The organism is Mycobacterium sp. NGS39, assembly GCF_059812765.1.
Window position 1 is genome coordinate 9,742 of the sequence record NZ_JCALDH010000011.1, and the last position, 23,715, is coordinate 33,456.

At 66.5% G+C, this 23,715-nt stretch carries 1 protein-coding gene; it reads left to right on the forward strand.

Annotated features, from left to right (window positions below):
* Window positions 1–226 precede the first annotated feature (226 nt).
* Window positions 227–23,701, forward strand: coding sequence for a non-ribosomal peptide synthase/polyketide synthase (locus AC5Y39_RS16075; RefSeq protein WP_500048263.1), 23,475 nt, complete (start codon window positions 227–229; stop codon window positions 23,699–23,701).
* The last annotated feature ends 14 nt before the right edge of the window (window positions 23,702–23,715 follow it).

Here is a 23,715-nt window from a genome sequence, read left to right on the forward strand (position 1 = left end):
CCGATCCGTTTGGCACATCATGGCAGCTTTTCCTCAACAGTGGACTTGTCGCCGTAGGCACGCAACCACGGGCGAGCTCGCTGCCGGCTGGCCGACTGTTCAGCCGTTCTCCCCGCCGATCCAGCCTGCATCGAAGTCATCTCGATCGACGCGGCTGGCGGCTCATGCCAGAGCGGGCGCAGCGTTGCGCTTCTGACGGCGCACCCATGAGGGAAGGGACGGTCACATGGGACTGGATGACCGGGCACTTCCGCTGACGCAGCGACAACTTGACATCTGGCTCGCGCACCAGAGCGGTCACTCGAGCACGGAGTGGCAGCTCGGCCTCATGGCCAAAATAGACGGTCCCGTAGACCGCGAACTGCTCGAGTGGGCAATCCGTCGCGCACTTCATGAGGCCGAACCAATCCGGGCCGCCTTCTTCGAAGCGGACGGGCAGGTCTGCCAACAGGCCATCGAATACTCGGACGTCGAACTCGCCTTCCACGACGTGCGTTCGTCGAGCGAACCCGTGCAGGAAGCTTGGCGGATAGCGTCGTCGATACAACGCACGCCGATGTCATTCAGTGGTCCATTGCTCAAATTCGCGCTGTTCCAAACGCAGCTGAATGAATTCTTCTGGTTCAGCTGCTGTCACCACATCGTCATCGACGGCCTGAGCATCGCGCTCGTTGGCCGTCGCATCGCGGCGATCTACTCCGCAATCGCTTGTGGCGCAACCATTCCGCCTGCGTTCTTCGGCTCGCTGCACGACTTTGTCAGCTGCGAGCTGGAGTACGAGGGCTCCGACGACTACCGGGCAGACCGCGCTTACTGGAGTGCCAACCTGCCGTCAGCACGCGGGCCTGACTACGGTCCGCAGGGCACTCGCGAGCCCGATTCCCACTTGCCCTCCACGCCAACATCTTTGGCTCCCGCTACCGTGAACCACGTCAAAGGACTGTCCAAGGAATTGGGCATCCGCCAAACGTCGGTGCTCACCGCGGCTTGTGCGCTATTGGTCAGCGGATGCGGCGCTCGGGGCTCAGAGGTGGTGCTCGACTTCCCGGTCGGCAGACGGCTGAGCCCGGAAGCCCGAACCCTGCCCGCGATGCTCGCCGGGGTGGTACCGCTGGTGCTGAAGACGTCGCCACGATCGCGAGTCGCTGACTTCTGTCGGCACGTGGACGCGCAGGTCCGAGAGGCTCTGCGCCATCAACGATTTCCCGTTCAAACCCTCGAGGGTGAGGAAGGTGTGCCCGGTTCGGGCCAGTCGGCGCATCGAGTGGTTCTCAACTTCGTTCCATCCCGGCTCACCCTCGATCTCGGCGGCGTTCCGGCAACCGCTACCTACACCACCTTCGGACCGGTCGACCATTTCGGGATGTTCTTCCTCGGCACCGGCGATCAACAAGCCTTCTGCACGGCGGGTGCAGGGCAACCGTTCTCGAACTTCGAGCCCGCAGATCTCGCCGCTCGGTTCGAGCGCATACTCGTGAAAATGGCCGCCGATCCAACACGGCGGCTGCTTTCGGTGGACATTGTCGGCGCCGACGAACACGCCGGCCTTCACCGCTGGGGGAATCGGGCGGTGTTGACGCAGCCGGCGGTGCCGGTGTCGATCCCAGTTCTGTTCGCCGAGCAGGTGGCACGCGCGCCGGAGGCCGTGTCTGTGGTGTGCGACGGACGTTCGCTTACCTACGGCGAACTCGACAAAGCGTCGAATCATTTGGCGCGCAGGCTGATCGACGGTGGCGCCGGGCCGGGTCAGTGTGTGGCGTTGTTCTTGCCGCGGTCGGTCGAGGCAATCGTCGCGATGGTCGCTGTGCTCAAGACGGGCGCCGCGTATGTGCCGATCGATCCGGCGTATCCGGACGCGCGTATCGCCTTCACGGTCGACGACGCCGCGCCCATCACCGCGATCACCACCGGCGAGCTGGCCGAGCGACTTAAGGAACATCGGGATCTCGCGATCGTCGAAGTCAGTGACTCCCGGATCGGTAAATATCCGGTGAGCGGATTGCCGGCGCCGAGTGCCGACGATGTGGCTTACATCATGTACACCTCGGGCACCACCGGTGTGCCCAAAGGTGTTGCGGTCACGCACCACAACGTGACTCAACTGCTCGGTCAGCCGGATCGGTACCTGCCCACGCAGGCATGGGCCCAATGGCATTCCTTCGCCTTCGACGCCTCGGTCGAAGAGATCTGGGGTGCACTGCTGCATGGCGGCCGGCTGGTGGTGGTGCCCGAGAAGGTTGCGGGCTCACCAGCCGACCTGCAAGCCCTGCTCGTCGCAGAACAAGTCACCGTGCTCAGCCAAACTCCTTCAGCGGTGGGGATGCTCTGCCCGGAGGCGGTGGAGTCCGTGGCCGTGCTCCTGGCCGGTGAGCCCTGTCCCGCGGATGTGGTGGACCGGTGGGCGCCGGGCCGGGTGTTGATCAACGGTTACGGGCCGACGGAGACCACCGTTTGCGCATCCCGAACCGGCCCCCTTGCAGCGGGTTTCGGCACGCCGCCGATCGGCGTGCCCGTGCCGGGGGCCGCGCTGTTCGTGTTGGATGCCTGGTTGCGGTCGGTGCCGGCAGGCGTCATCGGTGAGCTGTATGTGGCCGGTCGGGGTGTCGGCCTCGGGTATGTGCATCGCGCGGGGTTGACGGCATCCCGATTCGTGTCTTGCCCTCTCGGCGTTGCGGGCTCGCGGATGTATCGGACAGGAGATCTAGTCCGGTGGGCCACCGACGGTCAGCTGCACTACCTCGGTCGTGCCGACGAGCAGGTCAAGATACGCGGCTATCGCATCGAGTTGGGTGATGTGCGCGAAGCATTGGCCGGCATCGATGGCGTCGAGCATGCAGCGGTGGTTGTCCGCGAAGATCGCCCCGGCGACAAACGGTTGGTGGGTTACGTCGTCGGCGGCGTGGATCCGGTCGAAGCCCGCGCCGCGTTGGGGGAGCGGTTGCCGGCGCACATGGTGCCCGCCGCGGTGGTGAGGGTCGACGCCTTGCCGCTGACAGTCAACGGGAAGCTCGACGTTCGCGCATTGCCCGCACCGGAGTATGTCGGCGCCAACGGCTTTCGGGCTCCGTCGACCGCGGTAGAAGAAATCTTGGCCGGCATCTACGCGCAGGTGCTCGGGGTGGACCGCGTCGGCGCGGACGACTCGTTCTTCGACCTGGGCGGAGACAGCGTCTCGGCGATGCGGCTAGTAGCTGCAGTCAACGCATCGATGAACGCCGGCATCGGGGTCCGCGCGGTATTCGATGCGCCGACCATCGCCCAACTTGCGACCCGGGTCGGTATGGAGTCGGCGGCGTTGGCGCCGTTGGTGGCGGGGGAGCGCCCCGCGGTCTTGCCGCTTTCGTTCGGGCAGGCCCGGTTATGGTTCGTCGACCAATTACAGGGGCTTTCACCGGTCTACAACATGGCGGTGGCGCTGCGACTGAACGGCGACCTGGACTCGGCTGCGTTGCGGTTGGCGTTGGCCGATGTGGTCACCCGCCACGAGTCGCTTCGCACCATATTCGTGGCCCACGATGGGGTGCCAGCGCAGGTGGTGCTGCCGCCCGAGCGCGCCGATGTCGGTTGGGCTCTGGTGGACGCCAGCTCGTGGTCGGGTGCTCAGCTGACCGAGGCCCTCGAGGCAGCCGCGACTTACGGGTTCGACCTGGCAGCAGAAATCCCCTTGCGTGCAACGCTTTTCCGACTCAGTGAAGACGAGCACGTGTTGGTGGGAGTGGTCCACCACATCGCGGCGGACGGGTGGTCAGTTGGACCGCTGGTTGCGGATCTGAACCAGGCCTATGCCAGCCGATGCGCAGGCCAAACTCCCCATTGGGCACCGCTACCGGTGCAGTACGCCGATTACGCGCTGTGGCAGCGCGCCCAGTTCGGTGCCCTGGACGATCCTGACAGCCCGATCGCCGCGCAGTTGTCATATTGGGAGCAGGAACTGGCTAATCTGCCTGAGCGGCTGGGCTTGCCGACCGATCGGCCCTATCCAGCGGTGGCGGATATGCGCGGCGCCAAGGTGGTCATCGACTGGCCGGTCGAGGTGCAGCAGCAGGTCCGCGCGCTGGCTGCTCAGCATGAGGCGACCAGTTTCATGGTGATGCAAGCGGCGTTAGCGGTGCTGTTGTCGCGGCTGAGCGCCAGTTGTGACGTGGCGGTGGGCTTTCCGATTGCCGGACGCCGCGATGCAGCGCTAGAGGGATTGGTGGGGTTCTTCGTCAACACGTTGGTGTTGCGGGTCGACGTGTCCGGCGCTCTGACTGCCGCCGAATTGCTGGCGCAGGTGCGCCGACGCAGCCTCGCGGCCTTCGAGCATCAGGACGTGCCCTTCGAGGTGCTGGTGGAGCGACTCAACCCGACGCGCAGTCTCGCCCATCATCCGCTGGCGCAGGTGATGCTGGCCTGGCAGAACTTGCCGGGCAACACGGGCGATCCGGTCAGCGGACTGAGCCTGGGTGACTTGGAAGTGACTCAGGTGCCCGTCGAAACACATTCGGCCAGAGTCGATATCGCGTTGTCGCTGGCCGAGCGTTTCACCGGTGAAGGGCAGCCGGCCGGCATCGGTGGCGCGGTGGAGTTCCGCACCGATGTGTTCGACTCGGCCAGCATCGAGGCGCTGATCGAGAGGCTGCAGCGGGTCCTTGCCGCGATGAGCGCGGACTCCGCAGTCAGGTTGTCGGCCATCGATGTCGTCGATGCCACTGAGCACCGCTGGCTGGCTGACAACGGCAACTGGGCGGTGCTGACCCGACCTGCGACCGCGGCAGTGTCAGTGCCGGCGCTGTTCGCCGCACAGGCGACCCGTGCTCCCGATGCGGTAGCCATCAGCTGCGGTGGCCGTCAAGTGACCTATCGCGAGCTCGATGAAGCGTCGAACCGGCTGGCGCGTCTGCTGGCCGATCAGGGCGCAGGCCCGGGAGACGTTGTGGCGATGGTCTTCTCGCGATGCGCTGACGCGGTGGTCGCGATGTTGGCGGTGCTCAAGGCGGGTGCGGCGTATCTGGCGATCGACGCCGCACTGCCTGCGGCGCGGCTGGAATTCATGCTCGCCGACGCTGCACCGGTCGCGGCGGTGAGCACCGCGAGACTGCGGTCGCGGTTGGGCGGGTACGACGGGCCGGTCATCGACATCGACGACCCGCGCCTTCATGAGCGGCCCAGCACCGGCTTGCCGATGCCCAGCGCCGACGGGCGGGCCTATGTGATCTACACGTCCGGAACCACCGGGGTGCCGAAAGCGGTCGCCGTCACCCACCGCAACCTGGCACACCTGGCGGCTTCGACTCCGCAGCAGTTGCCGCCGAAACAGGCTTGGACACAATGTCATTCGTACGCGTTCGACTTCTCTGTCTGGGAAATCTGGGCTGCGCTGCTGGGCGGAGGCCGCCTGGTTGTCGTGCCCGAAGAGGTGGCCAGCTCCCCGGAGGCATTTCACGCGTTGATCGTCGACGAAGACGTCACAGTGTTGACACAGACACCGTCGGCGATCAGCGCATTGTCGCCGCAGGGGCTGGAATCGGTGGCCGTGTTGCTCGGCGGGGAGGCCTGCCCGAGCGAGGTGGTGGATCGCTGGGCACGAGGACGGGTCGTGATCAACGCCTACGGCCCGACCGAGGCCACCGTGTATGCGTCGATGACCCCGCCGCTGGGACTGAATCTGGACGTCGTGCCGATCGGTGCGCCAGTGCCCACTGCGGCGGTGTTCGTGCTCGACGCATGGCTTCAGCTCGTATCGGCCGGTGTGATCGGGGAATTGTATGTGGCCGGGGCAGGCGTCGCCGACGGCTACGTAGGCCGCACCGGGTTGACTGGATCTCGTTTCGTGGCATGCCCGTTCGGCCTTGCGGGGTCCCGGATGTATCGCACCGGGGATCTGGTGCGGTGGGGTGCCGATGGGCAGTTGCAATACCTCGGCCGGTCTGACGAGCAAGTCAAGATCCGCGGCTATCGCATCGAGTTGGGCGAAATCCAATCCGCCCTCGGCGATCTCGACGAAGTGAGCCAAGCCGTCGTCGTAGCGCGTGAAGATCGCCCCGGTGACAAGCGGCTCGTCGCCTACTTCACCGGGTCGGCCGACCCCGCCGAGCTGCGCGCGGTACTGGCGCAGCGCCTGCCGGGCTACATGGTGCCCGCCGCGGTGATCGCGCTGGACGCACTGCCTTTGACGGTCAACGGCAAACTCGACGTTCGCGCTTTGCCGGCACCGGACTACGGTGGCATCGAGCGCTATCGCACCCCCAGCGATGCGGTCGAGGAAATCCTGGCCGGCATCTACGCGCAAGTGCTCGGTCTGGAGCGGGTTGGCGTCGACGAGTCATTTTTCGACCTGGGGGGCGACAGCATCCTGTCGATGCAAGTGGTGGCGCGTGCGCGGGCGGCCGGCCTGACCTGTGAGCCTCGCGACGTTTTCGTCGAGCAGAGCGTGGCGCGGCTGGCGCGGGTGGTCGGTGTCGCCGAGCACAACGGGCCGGCTGACGAAGGCGTCGGACCGGTCGCGCTCACTCCGGTCATGGCCTGGCTGCACGACGTCGACGGCCGGGTCGACCAGTTCAACCAGACCATGGTGCTCAACGCCCCGCCCGGAGTCACGCGAGCCGATGTGGTGGTGGTCCTGCAGGCGCTGCTGGATCGGCATGCGATGTTGCGCCTGCGCGTCGACGACAACGGGACTGGCGGCTGGATGCTGAGCGCGCCGCCGGCCGGATCAGTCGACGCGCACGAGTGCCTGCACACCGTCGACGTGGTCTCCGACGAGGCGGTGACAGCGGCCCGTGCCCGGTTGAACCCTGCCGCCGGGCGAATGGTCAGCGCACTGTGGGCGAGGAGCACCGGCGAGTTGGTGATGATCGTCCACCATCTGGCCGTCGACGCGGTGTCGTGGCGAATCCTGTTGGAAGACATCAACATTGCGTGGGCACAGCACTGCAGCGGCCAACCCGTCGCCCTGCCCGCCGTCGGCACCTCGTTCGCCCGATGGTCGGCCCTGCTCGCCGAACGCGCCCGCCACCCCGACGTGGCCGCCCAGGCCGACGCGTGGCAGAACGTCGAAAACACACCGCCGCTTCCGCCGCCGAACCCGACCGTCGACACGTACGCCAGCGCCGGGCATCTGTCGGTGTCGCTGGACGCCGACACCACCGGGGCCCTGCTCGCCGACGTGCCCGGCGCGTTTCACGTTGCGGTGCAAGATGTTTTGCTGATCGCGTTCGGGTTGGCTCTGGCGGAATTCTGCGGTACGTCCGCGCCGATCGCCATCGAGGTGGAGGGCCACGGCCGCGCCGACGGACTGGCCGCCGATGTGGATCTGTCACGCACCGTCGGCTGGTTCACCACCAAACACCCCGTCGCGCTGGCGGTGGGCGGCCTGTCATGGGCACAGGTGACCGCCGGTGATGCTGGGCTGGGGGTAATCATCAAGGCGGCCAAAGAACGGCTGCGCGCGCTGCCCGACCCGCTGACCTATGGGCTGCTGCGCTACCTCAGCCCTTCTGTCGATATGACGGGGCCGGATCCGCTGGTTGCCTTTAACTTCCTGGGACGTCTCAGCGCGGGTCGGATGTCTGAGGACATGTGGCAGATCAGCACCGACGGCCTGTCGGTGACGACGACGGCAGCGCGGGTGGACATGCCGCTGACGCATGCCGTGGAGCTGACCGCCGGTGCCGTCGACAGCCCTGACGGCTTCCTCATGCAGGCCACCTGGACCTGGGCGCCGTCGGTGCTCGATCGTGACGGGATAGTTCGCCTGAGCCGGCTGTGGAGCGAAGCGCTGGCCGGCATCTGCGCCCATGTGCGTTGCGGCGGAGGCGGATTGAGCCCGTCCGACATCGCCCCGGCCCGGCTGAGCCAGACCCAGATCGACGACCTCGAACGGCGGCATCGGGTGGCCGACATCTTGCCGTTGACGCCGCTTCAGCAGGGCCTGCTGTTCCACGCCGACACCACCGGCCGCCACGGCGGCGACACATATGCGATGCAACTCGACATCGCGGTGTCAGGCCCTCTCGACGCTGAGCGGCTGCGGCAGGCCGTGCAGAGCGTTGTTCGCCGCCATCCCAATCTGGCGGCGGGGTTCTGCTCCGAGTTCGACGAGCCGGTGCAGGTGATTTCCGCCGATCCCACAGCCGCCTGGCGGTACGAGCAGCTCGGCAGCGAAGAACAGATCCAGGCGATGTGCAACGAGGAACGGACCGCGGTGTGCAACCTGGCGACCGCGCCGGTATTCCGGGCCGCGTTGATTCGCACCGGTGCGGACCGGCATCGGTTCGTGCTGACCAATCACCACATCGTGCTCGACGGCTGGTCGCTTCCCGTCCTGTTGAGCGAGATCTTTGCCGCCTACTACGGACAGCGGCTGGCCCCGGCGGTGCCGTATCGGCGGTTCGTGACCTGGCTCGCCGGCCGCGGTCAAGATGCGGCGCTCGCGGCGTGGGCGCATGCGCTCGTTGGGTTCGACACCCCCACCCTGGTCGGTGCCCCCGGCCTCGGAGTCCCGGGCCGTCGAGGTGTGCACACCAGTGAATTGTCGAAAGAGGCCACTGCGGCGCTGAGCGAATTGGCTCGCGCACAGCACACGACGGTCAACACGGTGTTGCAGGCCGGGTGGGCGCAGATGTTGGCGGCATTGACCGGCAAACACGATGTGGTGTTCGGCACCGCGGTGTCGGGCAGGCCGGCCGACGTGGCGGGCGCGGAGTCGATGGTGGGCCTGTTGATCAACACCGTGCCCATGCGCGCACAACTCAGCGCGGTCATCACGACGGCCGAATTGCTGGAGCAGTTAACGCGGTTCACCGCGGACACCCTGGAGCATCAGCATCTGGCGCTGCCGCAGATCCACCGCCTCACCGGCCATGACCAGTTGTTCGACACGCTGTTCGTGTTCGAGAACTATCCCGTCGACACCGCCGCGTTGAGCGGCGCGGACGGGCTGACCGTCACCGGATTCCAGGGCCGGGAGTCCACCCACTACCCACTGACGTTGCAGGCCCGGCCCGGCCCGCAGTTGAGCCTGCGCCTCGAGTACGACGCCGAGCTGTTCGACCTCGGCACGATAACCGCACTCGTCACTCGACTCCTGACCACCCTGGCCGCGATGGCCGCCGATCCCGCTCGGCGGCTTTCCGCCATCGATCCACTCGACTCCGAACAGCACCGGAGCCTCGACGAATTGGGGCATCGTGCGGTACTGACGCAGCCGGCGGCACCTGCCTCGATCCCGGCGCTGTTCGCCGCACAAGTGCAACGCTTCCCGCGAGCGGCGGCGGTGGTGTGCGACGGCCAGTCGCTGTCCTACCAAGAACTGGATGAGGTGTCGAACCGGCTGGCGCACTTACTGATTGAGCACGGGGCTGGACCCGGCGAATGCATTGCACTGCTGATGCCGCGGTCGGCGGAGGCGATCGTGGCGATTCTGGCGGTGCTCAAGACCGGAGCGGCGTATCTGCCCGTCGACCCGGCCGTGCCGGATTCGCGGTTGCATTTCATGATCGATGACGCCGCACCGGTCATTGCGCTGACCACACCCGGGATGCGGTCGCGGCTCGAGGGTTGCCGGGGGATTACGGTCGTCAATGTCGACGACCCCCGCATCCGGACCTACCCCGCGACCGCCCTGCCGGAGCCGGCGTCTGATGACGTCGCCCACGTCGTCTACACCTCCGGTACCACCGGTATCCCGAAAGGTGTTGCGGTCACGCACCACAACGTCACCCGTTTGTTCGACGGCCTCGATGTCGGGGTCGGCATGGGACCCGGACAAACGTGGACGCAGTGTCATTCGCTGGCGTTCGACTACTCGGTGTGGGAGATGTGGGCACCGCTGTTGCACGGCGGACGGCTGCTCGTCGTGCGGGACGATGTGGTGGCCTCGCCAGAAGACTTGCACGCGTTACTTATCGAGCAACACGTGACCGTGTTCAGCCAAACGCCGTCGGCGTTGGCCACCCTGACTCCAGGGGGTCTGGAGGCCGCCGCGTTGGTGATCGCCGCCGAACCGTGCCCTGCCGAGGTGGTGGAGCGGTGGGCGCCGGGGCGAGTGATGATCAACGGCTACGGACCCACAGAAACCACCGTCTATGCCAGCATCAGCGCCCCACTGACTCCCGAATCCCCAGTGCCGATTGGCATTCCGGTACCGGGGGCCGCATTGTCCGTGCTGGATCCGTGGCTGCGCCCGGTACCGGCCGGGCTGGTCGGCGAGCTATATGTGGCCGGACACGGCGTCGGAGTGGGCTACGTGCGCCGTGCCGCCCTGACCGCTTCGCGGTTCGTGCCGTGCCCCTACGGGCCGCCGGGGTCGCGGATGTATCGCAGCGGGGATCTGGTGCGCTGGGGCACCGACGGGCAACTGCACTACCTCGGCCGCGCCGACGAGCAAGTCAAAATCCGTGGCTATCGCATCGAACTCGGCGACGTGCGCGCCGCATTGGCCGCCGTAACCGGCGTGGAACACGCCATCGTGATCGTGCGTGAAGACCGACCCGGAGACAAACGCCTCGTCGGCTACATCACGGGCACCGCCGACCCCGCTGAGGTCCGCACCGACCTCGCCGAAAAGTTGCCGGGCTACATGATTCCCGCCGCCATCATGGCCATCGATGCGCTTCCGCTGACCGTCAACGGCAAACTCGACGTTCGCGCGCTGCCCGCCCCCGACTACCACCACGGCGAGCACTACCGCGCGCCTGTCACTCCTGTCGAGGAAATCCTCGTCGGGATCTACACCCAAGTACTGGGAGTCGGGCGCGTCGGCGTCGCCGACTCTTTCTTCGACCTCGGCGGCGACTCCCTTTCCGCCATGCGCACTATCGCCGCGATCAACACCACCCTCGGCGCCGACCTGAGCATCCGCACGCTGTTCGACTCGCCCACCATCGCCGAGCTCGCCCCGCATATCCGCACCGAACACAAACTGCGCCAACCGCTTCGCGCCGTCCCACGCCCCGAAGCCATTCCGCTTTCATACGCTCAGAACCGCCTTTGGTTCCTCGACCAGTTGCAGGGGCCGTCGCCGGTCTACAACATGGCGGTGGCGTTGCGGCTGTGCGGGCATCTCGACGTGGATGCGTTGCGGGCGGCACTGAGCGACGTCGTGGCCCGCCACGAAAGTCTGCGCACCCTTTACGTGGCGACTGAGGGCATTCCTCAGCAGCTCGTGCTGTCACATGACCGTGCGGATTTCGGCTGGGACGTGGTCGACGCCAGCTCGTGGTCGGCTGACCGGCTGTCAGAGGCCATCGACGAGGCGTCTCGGCACGTGTTCGATCTTGCCGGCGAAATCCCGTTGTACACAACGCTTTTACGGACCGGCGCTGACGAGCATGTGCTTGTCGGCGTGGTGCACCATATTGCCGCCGACGGCGCGTCGGTGGCGCCGCTGCTACGTGATTTGGACGCTGCATATCGGGCGCGCCGACACGACGACCAGCCTGCATGGACGCAACTGCCCGTCCAGTACGCCGATTACACACTGTGGCAGCGTGCGCAATTCGGTGATCTCGAGGATGCGGAAAGTCCAATCGCCGAACAGCTTTCCTATTGGAGCGATGTTCTGGGCGGTCTGCCCGAACGGTTGCAGCTGCCCACCGACCGGCCGTACCCGGCGATCGCCGATCAACGCGGGGCAGTCATATCGGTGGACTGGCCGGCCGAGCTACAGCGACGTGTGCGCGATCTGGCCGCCGAGCATCACACGACCAGTTTCATGGTGATGCAGGCTGCGTTGGCGCTGTTGTTGTCGCGCGTCGGCGCTACTTCGGATGTCGCCGTTGGGTTTCCGGTTGCAGGACGCGCTGATCCGGCACTCGCCGAGTTGGTCGGCTTCTTCGTCAACACGTTGGTGTTACGGGTGGATCTGGGCGGCGATCCGACCGTTGCCGAACTGTTGGGTCAGGTGCGCCGGCGCAGCCTGGGCGCATTCGAGCACCAGGACGTGCCGTTCGAGGTGCTGGTGGAGCGGCTCAACCCCACCCGGAGCTTGGCCCATCACCCACTGGTGCAGGTGGCGTTGGCGTGGCAGAACTCCAGCGGCTACGACTTCACCGATGCTGCGGTCGGCATGGCGCTCGATGATCTCGACGTCACGCAACTGCCTGTTGATACCCACACCGCTCGAATGGATTTGGTGTTCTCTCTCTCCGAGAAGTTTTCGACGGCTGATCAACCCGCTGGGATCGGTGGGGCGGTGGAGTTCCGCACCGACGTGTTCGACGCGGCCAGTGTTGAAACACTGGTCGAGCGGCTGCGGCGGGTGCTGGAGGCGATGACGGCCGACCCGACGGCGCGAATCTCGTCGATCGACATCGTTGATGCCGCCGAGCATGCGCGCCTTGACGCGCTCGGGAACCGAGCAGTGCTGGAAAGGTCTGCGCGCAAGACGATCTCGATTACGGCGCTCTTCGCCCAGCACGTCGCGCAGACGCCAGACGCAGTCGCCATCAGCTTCGGTGGCCGCACGATGACCTACCAAGAGCTCGACGAAGCGTCAAATCGTTTGGGAAACATACTCGTTGACGCCGGCGCCACGGCGGGCAAGTGCGTCGCGCTGCTGTTCAATCGACCGGCCGACGCGATTGTGGCGATTCTGGCGGTGCTCAAAACCGGCGCCGCGTATCTGCCCATTGACCCGTCGATTCCGGACGCGCGGCTGGCGTTCGTGCTCGACGACGCCGCGCCCGTCGCGGCGGTGACCTCCACCGGGCTGCGCTCACGGCTGGAGGGCTACGAGGCGACGATAATCGTCGTCGACGACGCCGCGATCGGCAGGCAGCCCGCGAAGCCGTTGGCGGCGGCAGCGCCGGACGACATCGCCTACGTCATCTACACCTCCGGAACCACCGGCACGCCCAAAGGCGTTGCGGTGAGCCATCACAACGTCACGCAACTTCTGGGTTCGCTGGACTCCGGTCTGCCGCGAACCGGTGTGTGGCCGCAGTGCCACACGTTGGCGTTCGACGTCTCGGTGTGGGAAATCTTCGGCGCACTTCTGCGCGGCGGTCGAGTTGTCGTCGTGCCCGAAGAGGTAACGAGTTCACCGCAAGACCTCCACGCCCTGTTGGTCAGCGAGCACGTCGACGTCCTCACTCAAACCCCATCGGCGGTGTCGGCCCTGTCACCAGCAGGCTTGGACTCCGTCGCCCTGGTGGTCGTCGGCGAGGCCTGCCCGGCCGAGGTGGTGGATCAGTGGGCCCCGCGGGTGGTGATCAACGCCTACGGCCCTACCGAAACCACGATGTGCGTGGCGATCAGCGCGCCGCTGATCGCAGGTGCCGGAGTGCCGATTGGTAGCCCCGTGCCCGGAGCCGCGTTGTTTGTGCTTGATGAGTTGTTGCGTGTGGTGCCGGTGGGGGTGGCGGGTGAGTTGTATGTGGGGGGTTGTGGTGTGGGGGTTGGTTATGTGGGGCGGGGGGGTTTGACGGGGGCGCGGTTTGTGGCGTGTCCGTTTGGGGGTTTTGGTGCGCGGATGTATCGGACTGGGGATGTGGTGCGGTGGGGTGTTGATGGGCAGTTGCGGTTTTTGGGTCGGGTTGATGAGCAGGTCAAGATTCGCGGCTATCGCGTCGAGTTGGGGGAGATCCAGTGCGTGCTGGGTGGTGTCGATGGTGTCGGGCAGGCGGTGGTTGTTGTGCGGGAGGATCGTCCCGGCGATAAGCGGCTGGTCGGCTATGTGACCGGTGACATCGACGCGAGCGCGGTTCGTGAACAGCTGGCGGCGCGCTTGCCGGGTTATATGGTGCCCGCGGCGGTGGTGGGGTTGGATGTGTTGCCGTTGACGGTCAACGGCAAGCTCGATGTGCGGGCGTTGCCGGCGCCGGATTATGGCGGCATTGAGCGTTACCGCGCCCCCGGTGATGCGGTCGAGGAACTGTTGGCCGGGATTTACGCGCAAGTGCTTGGCTTGGAGCGGGTTGGCGTGGATGAGTCGTTTTTCGATTTGGGCGGCGACAGCATCTTGTCGATGCAGGTGGTGGCGCGTGCGCGGGCGGCGGGTTTGATGTGTCGGCCGCGCGATGTGTTTGTCGAGCAGAGCGTGGCGCGGCTGGCGCGGGTGGTGGGGGTCGTCGAGGCGCTCGGTGCGGCCGATGAGGGTGTGGGCCCGGTGGTGCTGACGCCGATCATGGCGTGGCTGGGTGAGGTTGCGGGCCCGGTGGATGAGTTCAACCAGACGATGGTGTTGCAGGCCCCGCCCGCAGTCACGCGAGCCGATGTGGTGGTGGTGGTGCAGGCGCTGCTGGATCGGCACCCGATGTTGCGGTTGTGCGCTACCCGTGCCGGCGGTAAGGGGTGGGTGTTGGCGGTGCCCGAGGTGGGGTCGGTGGATGCCGCGGAGTGTGTGCACTCCGTGGAGGTGTTCTCGGATGCGGCGTTGGTGGCGGCGCGGGGGCGGTTGAATCCCGCTGCGGGGCGGATGGTTTCGGTGTTGTGGGTCAGCGCCAGCCATCAGGTGGTGGTGGTGATTCATCATTTGGCTGTTGATGCGGTGTCGTGGCGGATTGTGGTGGAAGACCTCAACATTGCCTGGGCGCAGCATCAGCGTGGTCAGCCGGTGGTGTTGGCGGGGGCGGCGACGTCGTTTGCGCGGTGGTCGGCGGTGTTGGCCGAGTACGCCCGCGATCCGCAGGTGTTGGCCCAGGCTGCGGCGTGGCGGCTGGCTGTGGTCGCCCCGGTGTTCGCGGCGCCGCGGCCTGACACCGATACCTATGCCAGCGCGGGATCGCTGTCGGTGTCGTTGGATGTCGAGCGCACCCGGGCGTTGGTGGGGCCGGTGCCCGCGGCGTTTCACGCCGGCGTGCACGACATTTTGTTGATTGCGTTGGGGTTGGCCTGCGCGCAGTTTGTGGGTGACCGATGCCCGATCGGTATCGATGTGGAAGGCCACGGCCGCCTCGAGGAGTTGGCAGCCGACATCGATCTGTCCCGCACCGTGGGCTGGTTCACCACCAAACACCCCGTCGCGCTTCGCCCGGGCGCCCTGTCGTGGGCCCATGTCAGCGCCGGTGACGCTGCCCTGGGTGCGGTGATCAAAGACCTCAAAGAACAACTGCGCGCCTTACCCGAGCCCGTGACCTACGGGCTGCTGCGCTACCTCAACACCGACGTCGACCTATCCACCCCCGACCCCACCATCGGATTCAACTACCTCGGCCGATCGGGCGCGGCGGAGAAGTCGGACGAGCTATGGCGCCCGGCTCACGAAAGCATGTCAGCCGCGGCCACCGCCGCGAAAATACCGATGCCCCTTGCCCATACCGTGGAACTCAACGCCGTCACCGTCGACACCGGCACCGGCCCAGTCTTGCAAGCCACCTGGACCTGGGCGCGCTCGGTGCTCGACGACACTCAGATCGGCCGATTGAGCCGGCTGTGGTTCGAGGCGCTGACCGGCATCTGCGCCCACGTGCGCGGCGGCGGCGGAGGTTTGACACCGTCGGATATCGCGCCGGCCACGCTGAGCCAGCAGCAGCTCGACACATTGCAACAGCAACACCGCATCGCCGACATCCTGCCGCTGACCCCCTTGCAACAGGGCTTGCTGTTTCATGCCAGCGCCACGAACGGCAACGGCGAGGACGTCTATGCGATGCAGCTCGACATCACCGTGACCGGTCCGCTCGACGCCAACCGGTTGCGTGAGGCCGTGCAGACCGTCGTCCGTCGGCACCCCCAGCTGGCGGCGCGGTTCTGTGCACAATTCGACGCCCCGGTACAAATCATTCCGGCCGACCCCGTACCGGCCTGGCGCCACGAGGAGCTTGACTCAGGCGACCGAATCCAGGCGGTGTGTGCGGAGGAACGGGCCGCGGTTTGCGATCTGGCCAGCCCGCCCGCGTTCCGGGTGGCGCTGATCCGCACCGGCGAAGATCGGTACCGGGTGGTGCTGACCAATCACCACATCGTCATGGACGGCTGGTCGCTACCGATCCTGCTGCAAGAGATCTTCGCCACCTATCACCACCAGCGCCTACCCGTGCCGGGCTCGTACCGCAGCTTCGTCAGCTGGCTGGCCGGGCGGGACCAGGCGGCCGCGCGCGCGGCATGGGCCGAGGTGCTGGCCGGTTTTGACACTCCCACCCTGGTGGGTACACCCGGCCGACTGAGTCTGGGCCCGCGCGCGGCGCTCTCGCGGCAGCTCTCCCAGAAGACCACCACGGCGCTGGCCGAGCTGGCCCGAGGCCAGCACACCACCGTGAACACGGTGTTGCAGGCCGCCTGGGCGCAGATATTGATGGAGTTAACCGGCAGCCACGACGTGGCGTTCGGCACCGCGGTGTCCGGTCGTCCGCCTGAATTGGCCGGTGCGGAGTCGATGGTCGGCTTGTTGATCAACACCGTGCCGGTGCGCGCGAACGTCACGGCGACAACGACGACGGCGGGGCTGTTGAAGCAGCTGCACCACTTCACCAACCGCACCCTGGAACATCAGCATCTGGCGCTGCCGGAGATCCACCGCGTCACCGGTTTGGATCAGCTGTTCGACACGCTGTTCGTCTTCGAGAACTATCCAGTCGACGCCGCCACGTTGGCGAGCTCCAACGGCCTGGGCATCACCGAGTTCAACGGCCGGGAGTCCACCCACTATCCGCTGACTCTGCAAGCCCGGCCTGGCCAGCAGCTGAGCCTGCGCCTCGAATACGACACCGACCTTTTCACCGCCGACAGCATCGACGCACTCGTCGAACGGTTGCGAAAGCTGTTGTGCGTCATGGCGGCCCACCCCCTCCAGCCGATGTCGTCGATCGACGTGCTCGATGCCGCCGAGCGTGCCAGGCTGGACGAGTTCGGTCACCGCGCGGTGTTGACACAGCCGGCGGCGCCGGTGTCGATTCCGGCGCTGTTCGCCGAGCAGGTGACACGCACCCCGCAGGCGGTGGCGCTGCGTTGCGACGGCCGCTCGATGACCTACCGGGACTTGGACGAGGCGTCTAATCGCTTGGCGCACTTGCTCGTTGCCTGCGGAGCCGGACCTGGCGAATGCGTCGCCCTGCTGCTGCCCCGGTCGATCGACGCGGTCGTAGCGATCGTCGGAGTGCTCAAAACCGGTGCGGCGTACGTCCCGATCGATCTGGCGCATCCTGACGCGCGGATCGAGTTCATGGTCGACGACGCCGCGCCGGTCACGGCGATCAGCACATCGGGGTTGCGGTCGCGGCTGGATGGCTGCGACGGGTTGGCGATCATCGACGTCGACGACCCGCGCATTCCGACCTATCCCGCGACACCGTTGCCGGCTCCGGCCCCCGACGATGTCGCCCACGTCATCTACACGTCAGGCACCACCGGCACCCCGAAAAGTGTTGCGGTCACCCATCACAACGTCACCCGACTGTTCCAGGGCCTCGACGTCGGTGTCGCGATGGAGCCGGCACAGGTCTGGACCCAATGCCACTCGTTGGCCTTCGACTTCTCGGTATGGGAGATCTGGGGTGCGCTGCTGCACGGCGGGCGCCTGGTCGTCGTGCCGGAAACTGCCGTGGGATCTCCAAAAGATCTGCGCGCCTTGCTGATTGACGAGCACGTCACCATGCTGAGCCAAACGCCGTCGGCGGTCGCCGCGCTGACACCGACGGGCCTCGACGCAACAGCGTTGATGATCGCCGCCGAGCCCTGTCCACCCGAGGTGGTGGAGCGCTGGGCGCCGGGGCGGGTGATGACCAACGGCTACGGGCCCACCGAAACGACGGTGTATGCCACCATCAGCGCCCCGCTGGTCCCCGGCCCGGCGGTGGCGATCGGCTCGCCGGTGCCCGGTGCCGCCCTGTTCGTGCTCGACACTTATTTGCGCCCGGTACCGCAGGGCGTGGTCGGCGAGTTGTATGTCGCCGGCCAGGGCGTCGGCGTGGGCTATGTGCGCCGGCCAGGGCTGACCGCATCACGGTTCGTTCCCTGCCCGTTCGGTGCTCCCGGCGCACGCATGTATCGCAGCGGGGACTTGGTGCGCTGGGCTGCCGACGGTCAGCTGCACTATCTCGGCCGCGCCGACGAGCAGGTCAAGATTCGCGGGTACCGCATCGAACTCGGCGACGTACGCGCGGCGCTGGCCGGCCTGGACGGCGTCGAACACGCCGTCGTCATCGCCCGCGAAGACCGTCCCGGCCACAAACGACTGGTCGGCTACATCACCGGCACAGCCGACCCCGCGCAAGCCCGCGCTCAGCTGGCGCAGCGCCTGCCCGGCTACATGATTCCCGCCGTCATCGTGCCCATCGAGGCCCTGCCGCTGACCGTCAACGGCAAACTCGACATCCGCGCCCTCCCGCTGCCCGAATATCAGCACGGTCAGCAGTACCGGGCGCCAGCCAGCGCCGTCGAGGAGATCCTCACCGGCATCTACGAACAAGTGCTGGGACTCACCCGCGTCGGCATCGACGACTCCTTCTTCGATCTGGGCGGCGATTCATTGACCGCAATGCGGGTGATCGCGGCCGTCAACACAGCGTTGGATGTCGAGCTCGCCGTGCGCACTCTTTTCGACGCACCGACGGTCGCCCAGCTCGCGCCCTGCATCGGTGTGCAAGGGAAGCGGCGCACACCACTACTGCCCGTCCAACGGCCGCAAACCATTCCGCTGTCCTTCGCCCAGAACCGGCTGTGGTTCGTGAACCGGTTCGAGGGCGGCGTCGCGACCTACAACATGCCCACCGCATTCCGCATCAACGGGCCGCTGGACGTCGACGCGTTGGGCGCGGCGCTGGACGACGTCATCGCGCGCCATGAGTCACTGCGCACCGTTTTCCCCGAGATCGACGGCGTCCCCTACCAAGAGGTGGTGCCGGCCCGGGCGGGGATGTGGCGGCGCGGCGGCCCGGCGGCCGTGCTTTTGCCGGCGCAGGACATCGCCCGAGAGCTGTTCGCATTGGCCGAGTACCGGTTCGACTTGTCAGCGGAAATCCCGATCCGTGCGCAGATCTATTCGACAGGTCCACAGCAACACGTGGTCGGAATCGTCGTGCACCACATCGCTTTCGACGGTTGGTCCTTGGCTCCGATGTTCAGGGATATGGCTCAGGCGTACGGTGCGCGGCGACGGGGACACGCCCCCGATTGGGCGCCGCTGCCGGTGCAATATGCGGATTACGCGTTGTGGCAACAGGATTGGCTTGGCGCGGAGTCCGACCCGGACAGTGTGATTGCCGCGCAATTGCGATATTGGCGTCAGGAGCTGTCCGGTCTTCCCGAAGTCGTGTCGCTGCCGACGGATCGGCCGCGTCCACCACAGCCCAGCTACCGGGGCGACTCCGTCGATGTGCGCATCGATCCGCAGCTGTGGGCCGGGGTCAAGGAGCTGGCTGCGGCGCACAACACGACGGTCTCCATGGTGTTGCAGACCGTCATGGCCGTGTTGTTGCACCGCGTCGGGGCGGGCGACGACGTGGCTATGGGCACGCCGATCGCCGGCCGCACGGACAAGGCGCTCGACGATCTCGTCGGGTTCTTCGTCAACACGTGGGTGTTGCGGGTGAGTGTCAAAGCAGCCGACCGGTTCAGCGACGCGCTGGCGCGGGTGCGTCAGAAGGCGCTGGACGCCTACAGCAACCAGGACGTGCCGTTCGAGCGAATCGTCGAGCAGGTCAACCCGACGCGGTCTGCGTCGCATCATCCGCTGTTCCAGGTGCTCATGGCGTTCCAGAACAACGCGCGCCCAGGCGCGCTGGCGTTCGATGACGCCACCGTGGAGCAGCTCGCGGTGCCCAACAACACCGCACGGTTCGACCTTGACTTCGAACTCAGCGAGGTCCCCACCGACGACCCGCACGCACCGATGGCAGCCGGCCTCGTGTCGTATGCCACCGATTTGTACGACCGAAGCAGCATCGAACGGTTGGTCACCTGGTTCGGGCGCGTCGTCGAGGCCGTGGTGGCCGACGCCTCGGTGGTGGTGGGCGACGTGGCGTTGCTCGACCGCGCCGAGCGAGATCTGTTGCTGGACAAGTGGTCCGGCGCCGACGCGGCGGCACCGGTGGCCGTCGCTCCGCAGTTACTGGCTGTCGCGGCGATGGCGTATCCCGAGGGGACGGCGGTTGTCGACGGTGTGCGCCGGCTTTCCTACCGGGAGCTCGACGAGCGGTCGACGCAGTTGGCGCGGACGCTGATCGACACAGGTGCGGGCCCTCAGCGCGCGGTCGCCGTGGCGATGGACCGATGCCTGGACTTGGTGGTGGCGTGGTGGGCGGTTCTCAAGGCCGGAAGTGCCTACGTACCAATTGATCTCGCTCATCCGGTCGAACGCATCGCGGCGGTATTGAACGCAGTCGAGCCGATATGTGTGCTCGCCCGTGATGCCGGCACTGTCCCGGGCGCCGGGGCCCGACCAGTGCTGCGCATCGACGGGCTGGACCTGTCCGGGCGCTCCGCCGAACCCGTCATGGACGCCGACGGCACAGCGCCGCTGACCGCTGACACCGTCGCGCATGTGATCTTCACGTCGGGATCCACCGGAACACCTAAAGGCGTAGCGGTGAGCCACGCCGGTCTGCTGGGAGTGGCCGCACTCGGCGAGACATTCGGATTGCGCGCGGGCACGCGTCTGCTCATGGTGGCGGCGCCGACCTTCGACGTGTCGGTCGGTGAGATGCTGCTGGCCGCCGCCTCGAAAGCCGCGTTGGTGGTGGCGCCGCCGGAGGCGTATGCCGGCGAGGCGTTGACCCAACTGCTGCACGACCAGCGTGTCACTGCGGCGGTGGTGACGCCGACCGTGCTGGCGTCGCTCGATCAGGCCCGGCTTGGTGGAGTCGACACACTGGTCACCACCGGTGAGGCCTGCCCCGCAGAGCTGGTGGCGGCCTGGGCGCCCGGCCGGCGGATGTTCGACGCCTACGGCCCCACCGAAACCACGATCTGGGCCACCCGCAGCGCGGCGCTGGTGCCGGGGGAAACGGTCGACATCGGCACCCCGGTGCCGGGCGTGCGCGCACTGGTGCTCGACTCCCGGCTGAACCCGGTTCCCGTCGGCGTGGTGGGTGAGCTTTACCTGGGCGGGCCAGCGGTGGCCCACGGCTATCTGGGCCGTTCGGAGTTGACTGCGGAACGTTTCGTGGCCGACCCGTACGGGCCACCGGGGACGCGTCTGTACCGAACCGGGGATCTGGTGCGTTGGACCTGCGGCGGGACACTGCACTACCTGGGCCGTGCCGACAGCCAAGTCAAGTTGCACGGTCAGCGCATCGAACTCGGCGAGATCGAGAGCACTCTGCTGGCGTGCCCGCAGGTGACCCAAGCCGTGGCCGCGGTGCAGCACAGCAACACCGGACCGCACCTGGTCGGCTACGTCGCCCTTGAGCACAGCACCACCGCCGACCGCGACGCCGAGATCGTCGAACAGTGGCAACACGTGTACGACGACCTGTACGGCACCGAGGTCGACGAGCCTGACTTCGGAATGGACTTTCGCGGCTGGAACAGCAGCTACACCGGCGATCCGATACCGCTCGAGGACATGTTGGAGTGGCGCTCGGCGACGGTGGACCGGATTCTCGCGCTGCAGCCGCGCCGGCTGCTGGAGATCGGTGCCGGCTTGGGCCTGGTGATGTCCGAGGTCGCCCCGCACTGCGACCACTACGTCGCCACGGACATGTCGTCGGTGGCCATCGACAACCTCTCTCGCTTGCTGCAGCAGCTGCAGATCCCGTGGCGTGACCGGGTGCAGCTGCTGACCCAGCCTGCGCACGTCACCGAGGGGCTGCCCCGGGGGTACTTCGACACGATCGTGCTCAATTCGGTCGTCCAGTACTTCCCCAACGAGCAATACTTGGCCGACCTCATCGGCAACGCGGTGCATCTGCTCGTCGACGGGGGCGCGCTGTTCATCGGCGACGTCCGAAACCACAGCCTGCAGAACGCATTTCAAACCGCCGTCGCGCTGGCCCGCGCCACCTCGACCGACGGCGCGGAAATTCGCCAACGCGTTCAACGCGCGATCCTCAGTGAACCCGAATTGCTCTTGGCCCCAGAGTTTTTCACTGCCTGCGTGGCCGACCAGCCCGCAGTGGCAGGGCTCGACATCCAAGTCAAACGCGGTTCGGCCGACAATGAACTGAACCGGTACCGCTACGACGTCGTCATCCACAAGCACCCCGCACCCGTACAGTCACTGGTGTCTGCGCCCACGTGGGCCTGGAATGACTGCGCGGCCCTGCACGCCCAGCTGACTTCACAGCGGCCCCACGCCGTCCGCATCAGCGGGATACCGCGGACCGGTCTGGTTGCCGACGTCGGAATCCAAGCGGCGCTGGCCGCGGGACTGCCTGTCGCCGACGCCGTCGCGCAGGCCGCGGCAGCCACCCCGATCGACACCGCCACCCCCGAACAGCTGCACCGCCTCGGCGAAACGCTCGGCTATCACGTCGCCGTCACCTGGGGCGCCCGGCCCGGCACCCTCGATGCCGTCTTCCTCGCGCCCACGGACACTCGACGCACTCCGCTGCTCACCGATCTGTACCTGCCGTCGCCTGCGGCACACCACCGCAGCACACATGCAAGCGATCCTCAAACCAACACCAAGATCAGCGGGGTGCGTCAGCGACTGAGCGCGCGGCTGCCCGACTTCATGGTGCCGACGCACATCGTCGTGCTCGACGAGTTTCCGCTGACCTCGTCGGGAAAGATCGACCGCAAGGCGCTGCCGGCACCGGCGTTCACCGCCACCGCCTTCCGGGCGCCACGGACACCAGTCGAAAAGATCCTGGCCGACATCTACGCCGAAGTCCTGGGCCTCGAGCGCGTCGGCGTCGACGACTCGTTCTTCGAACTGGGCGGTGACTCGCTGTCGGCGATGCGCGTGATCGCTGCGATCAACAGCGCCCTTGACGCCCAGCTCGCGGTGCGCACCATTTTTGTCGCGCCGACCGTCGCGAGTCTGAGCCAACAGCTACAGGACCGAGGAAGCGGAGTAGAAGTAGTGCCCGTGGAGGTGCTCAAAGAGGGCACCGGCGTTCCGCTGTTCTGCATTCACGACGGTCTCGGGTTGAGCTGGTCGTATCGTGCGTTGGGCGCATATTTGAACTGCCCGATCGTCGGGATCAACCAACTCCCGCACAACGGCGACGGCCCACCGAAATCCATTCGGCGGATGGCGCAAAGCTATGCGGACCGGGTGCAAGCCTTCTACCCGGAGGGTCCCTACAAACTGCTCGGCTGGTCTCTCGGCGGAGTCGTCGCTCATCAACTCGCCGTCGAGCTTCAGCGCCGCGGCTGCATTGTCGAACGCCTGGTATTGCTCGACGACGCATTGAGCGCACACCGGGTCACCTCAGGCCAACACGCCGACGAAAGCCACATCCTGAGGCAAATACTGCAGGCAAGCCATATCGACATTCCGCAACCGTCCGAACCCCTGACATACCGTCAGACAGCAGAGCTCATTCGCGGGCGTATGCACATGGGCGACGTAGCGCTCGCATCCACGGCACTGTTGGAGTTCATGGTCCGAAGCGTGACCGTCAACCAGTCCTACCTCGCGGACTACCGGCCCGACGTATTCGACGGCGATATCGTCGTTTTCACCGCCGCTCGGACGACGAATGGTGACCGCCCATCACATGCCGAAAATTGGCGGCCGCACGTCGGCGGGGATATCACCAGCCACTCTGTCGACTGCACCCACTACGAGATGCTGACCGCCGAAATGCTCGACTTGTACGGAGAGCAGCTCAAACTTTCGTTGGAAACTCCCGACGGCGTTGCCGCTCAGCAATTATCGGCGCCGGTGAGTTAGGCAGGCCGCGCAGA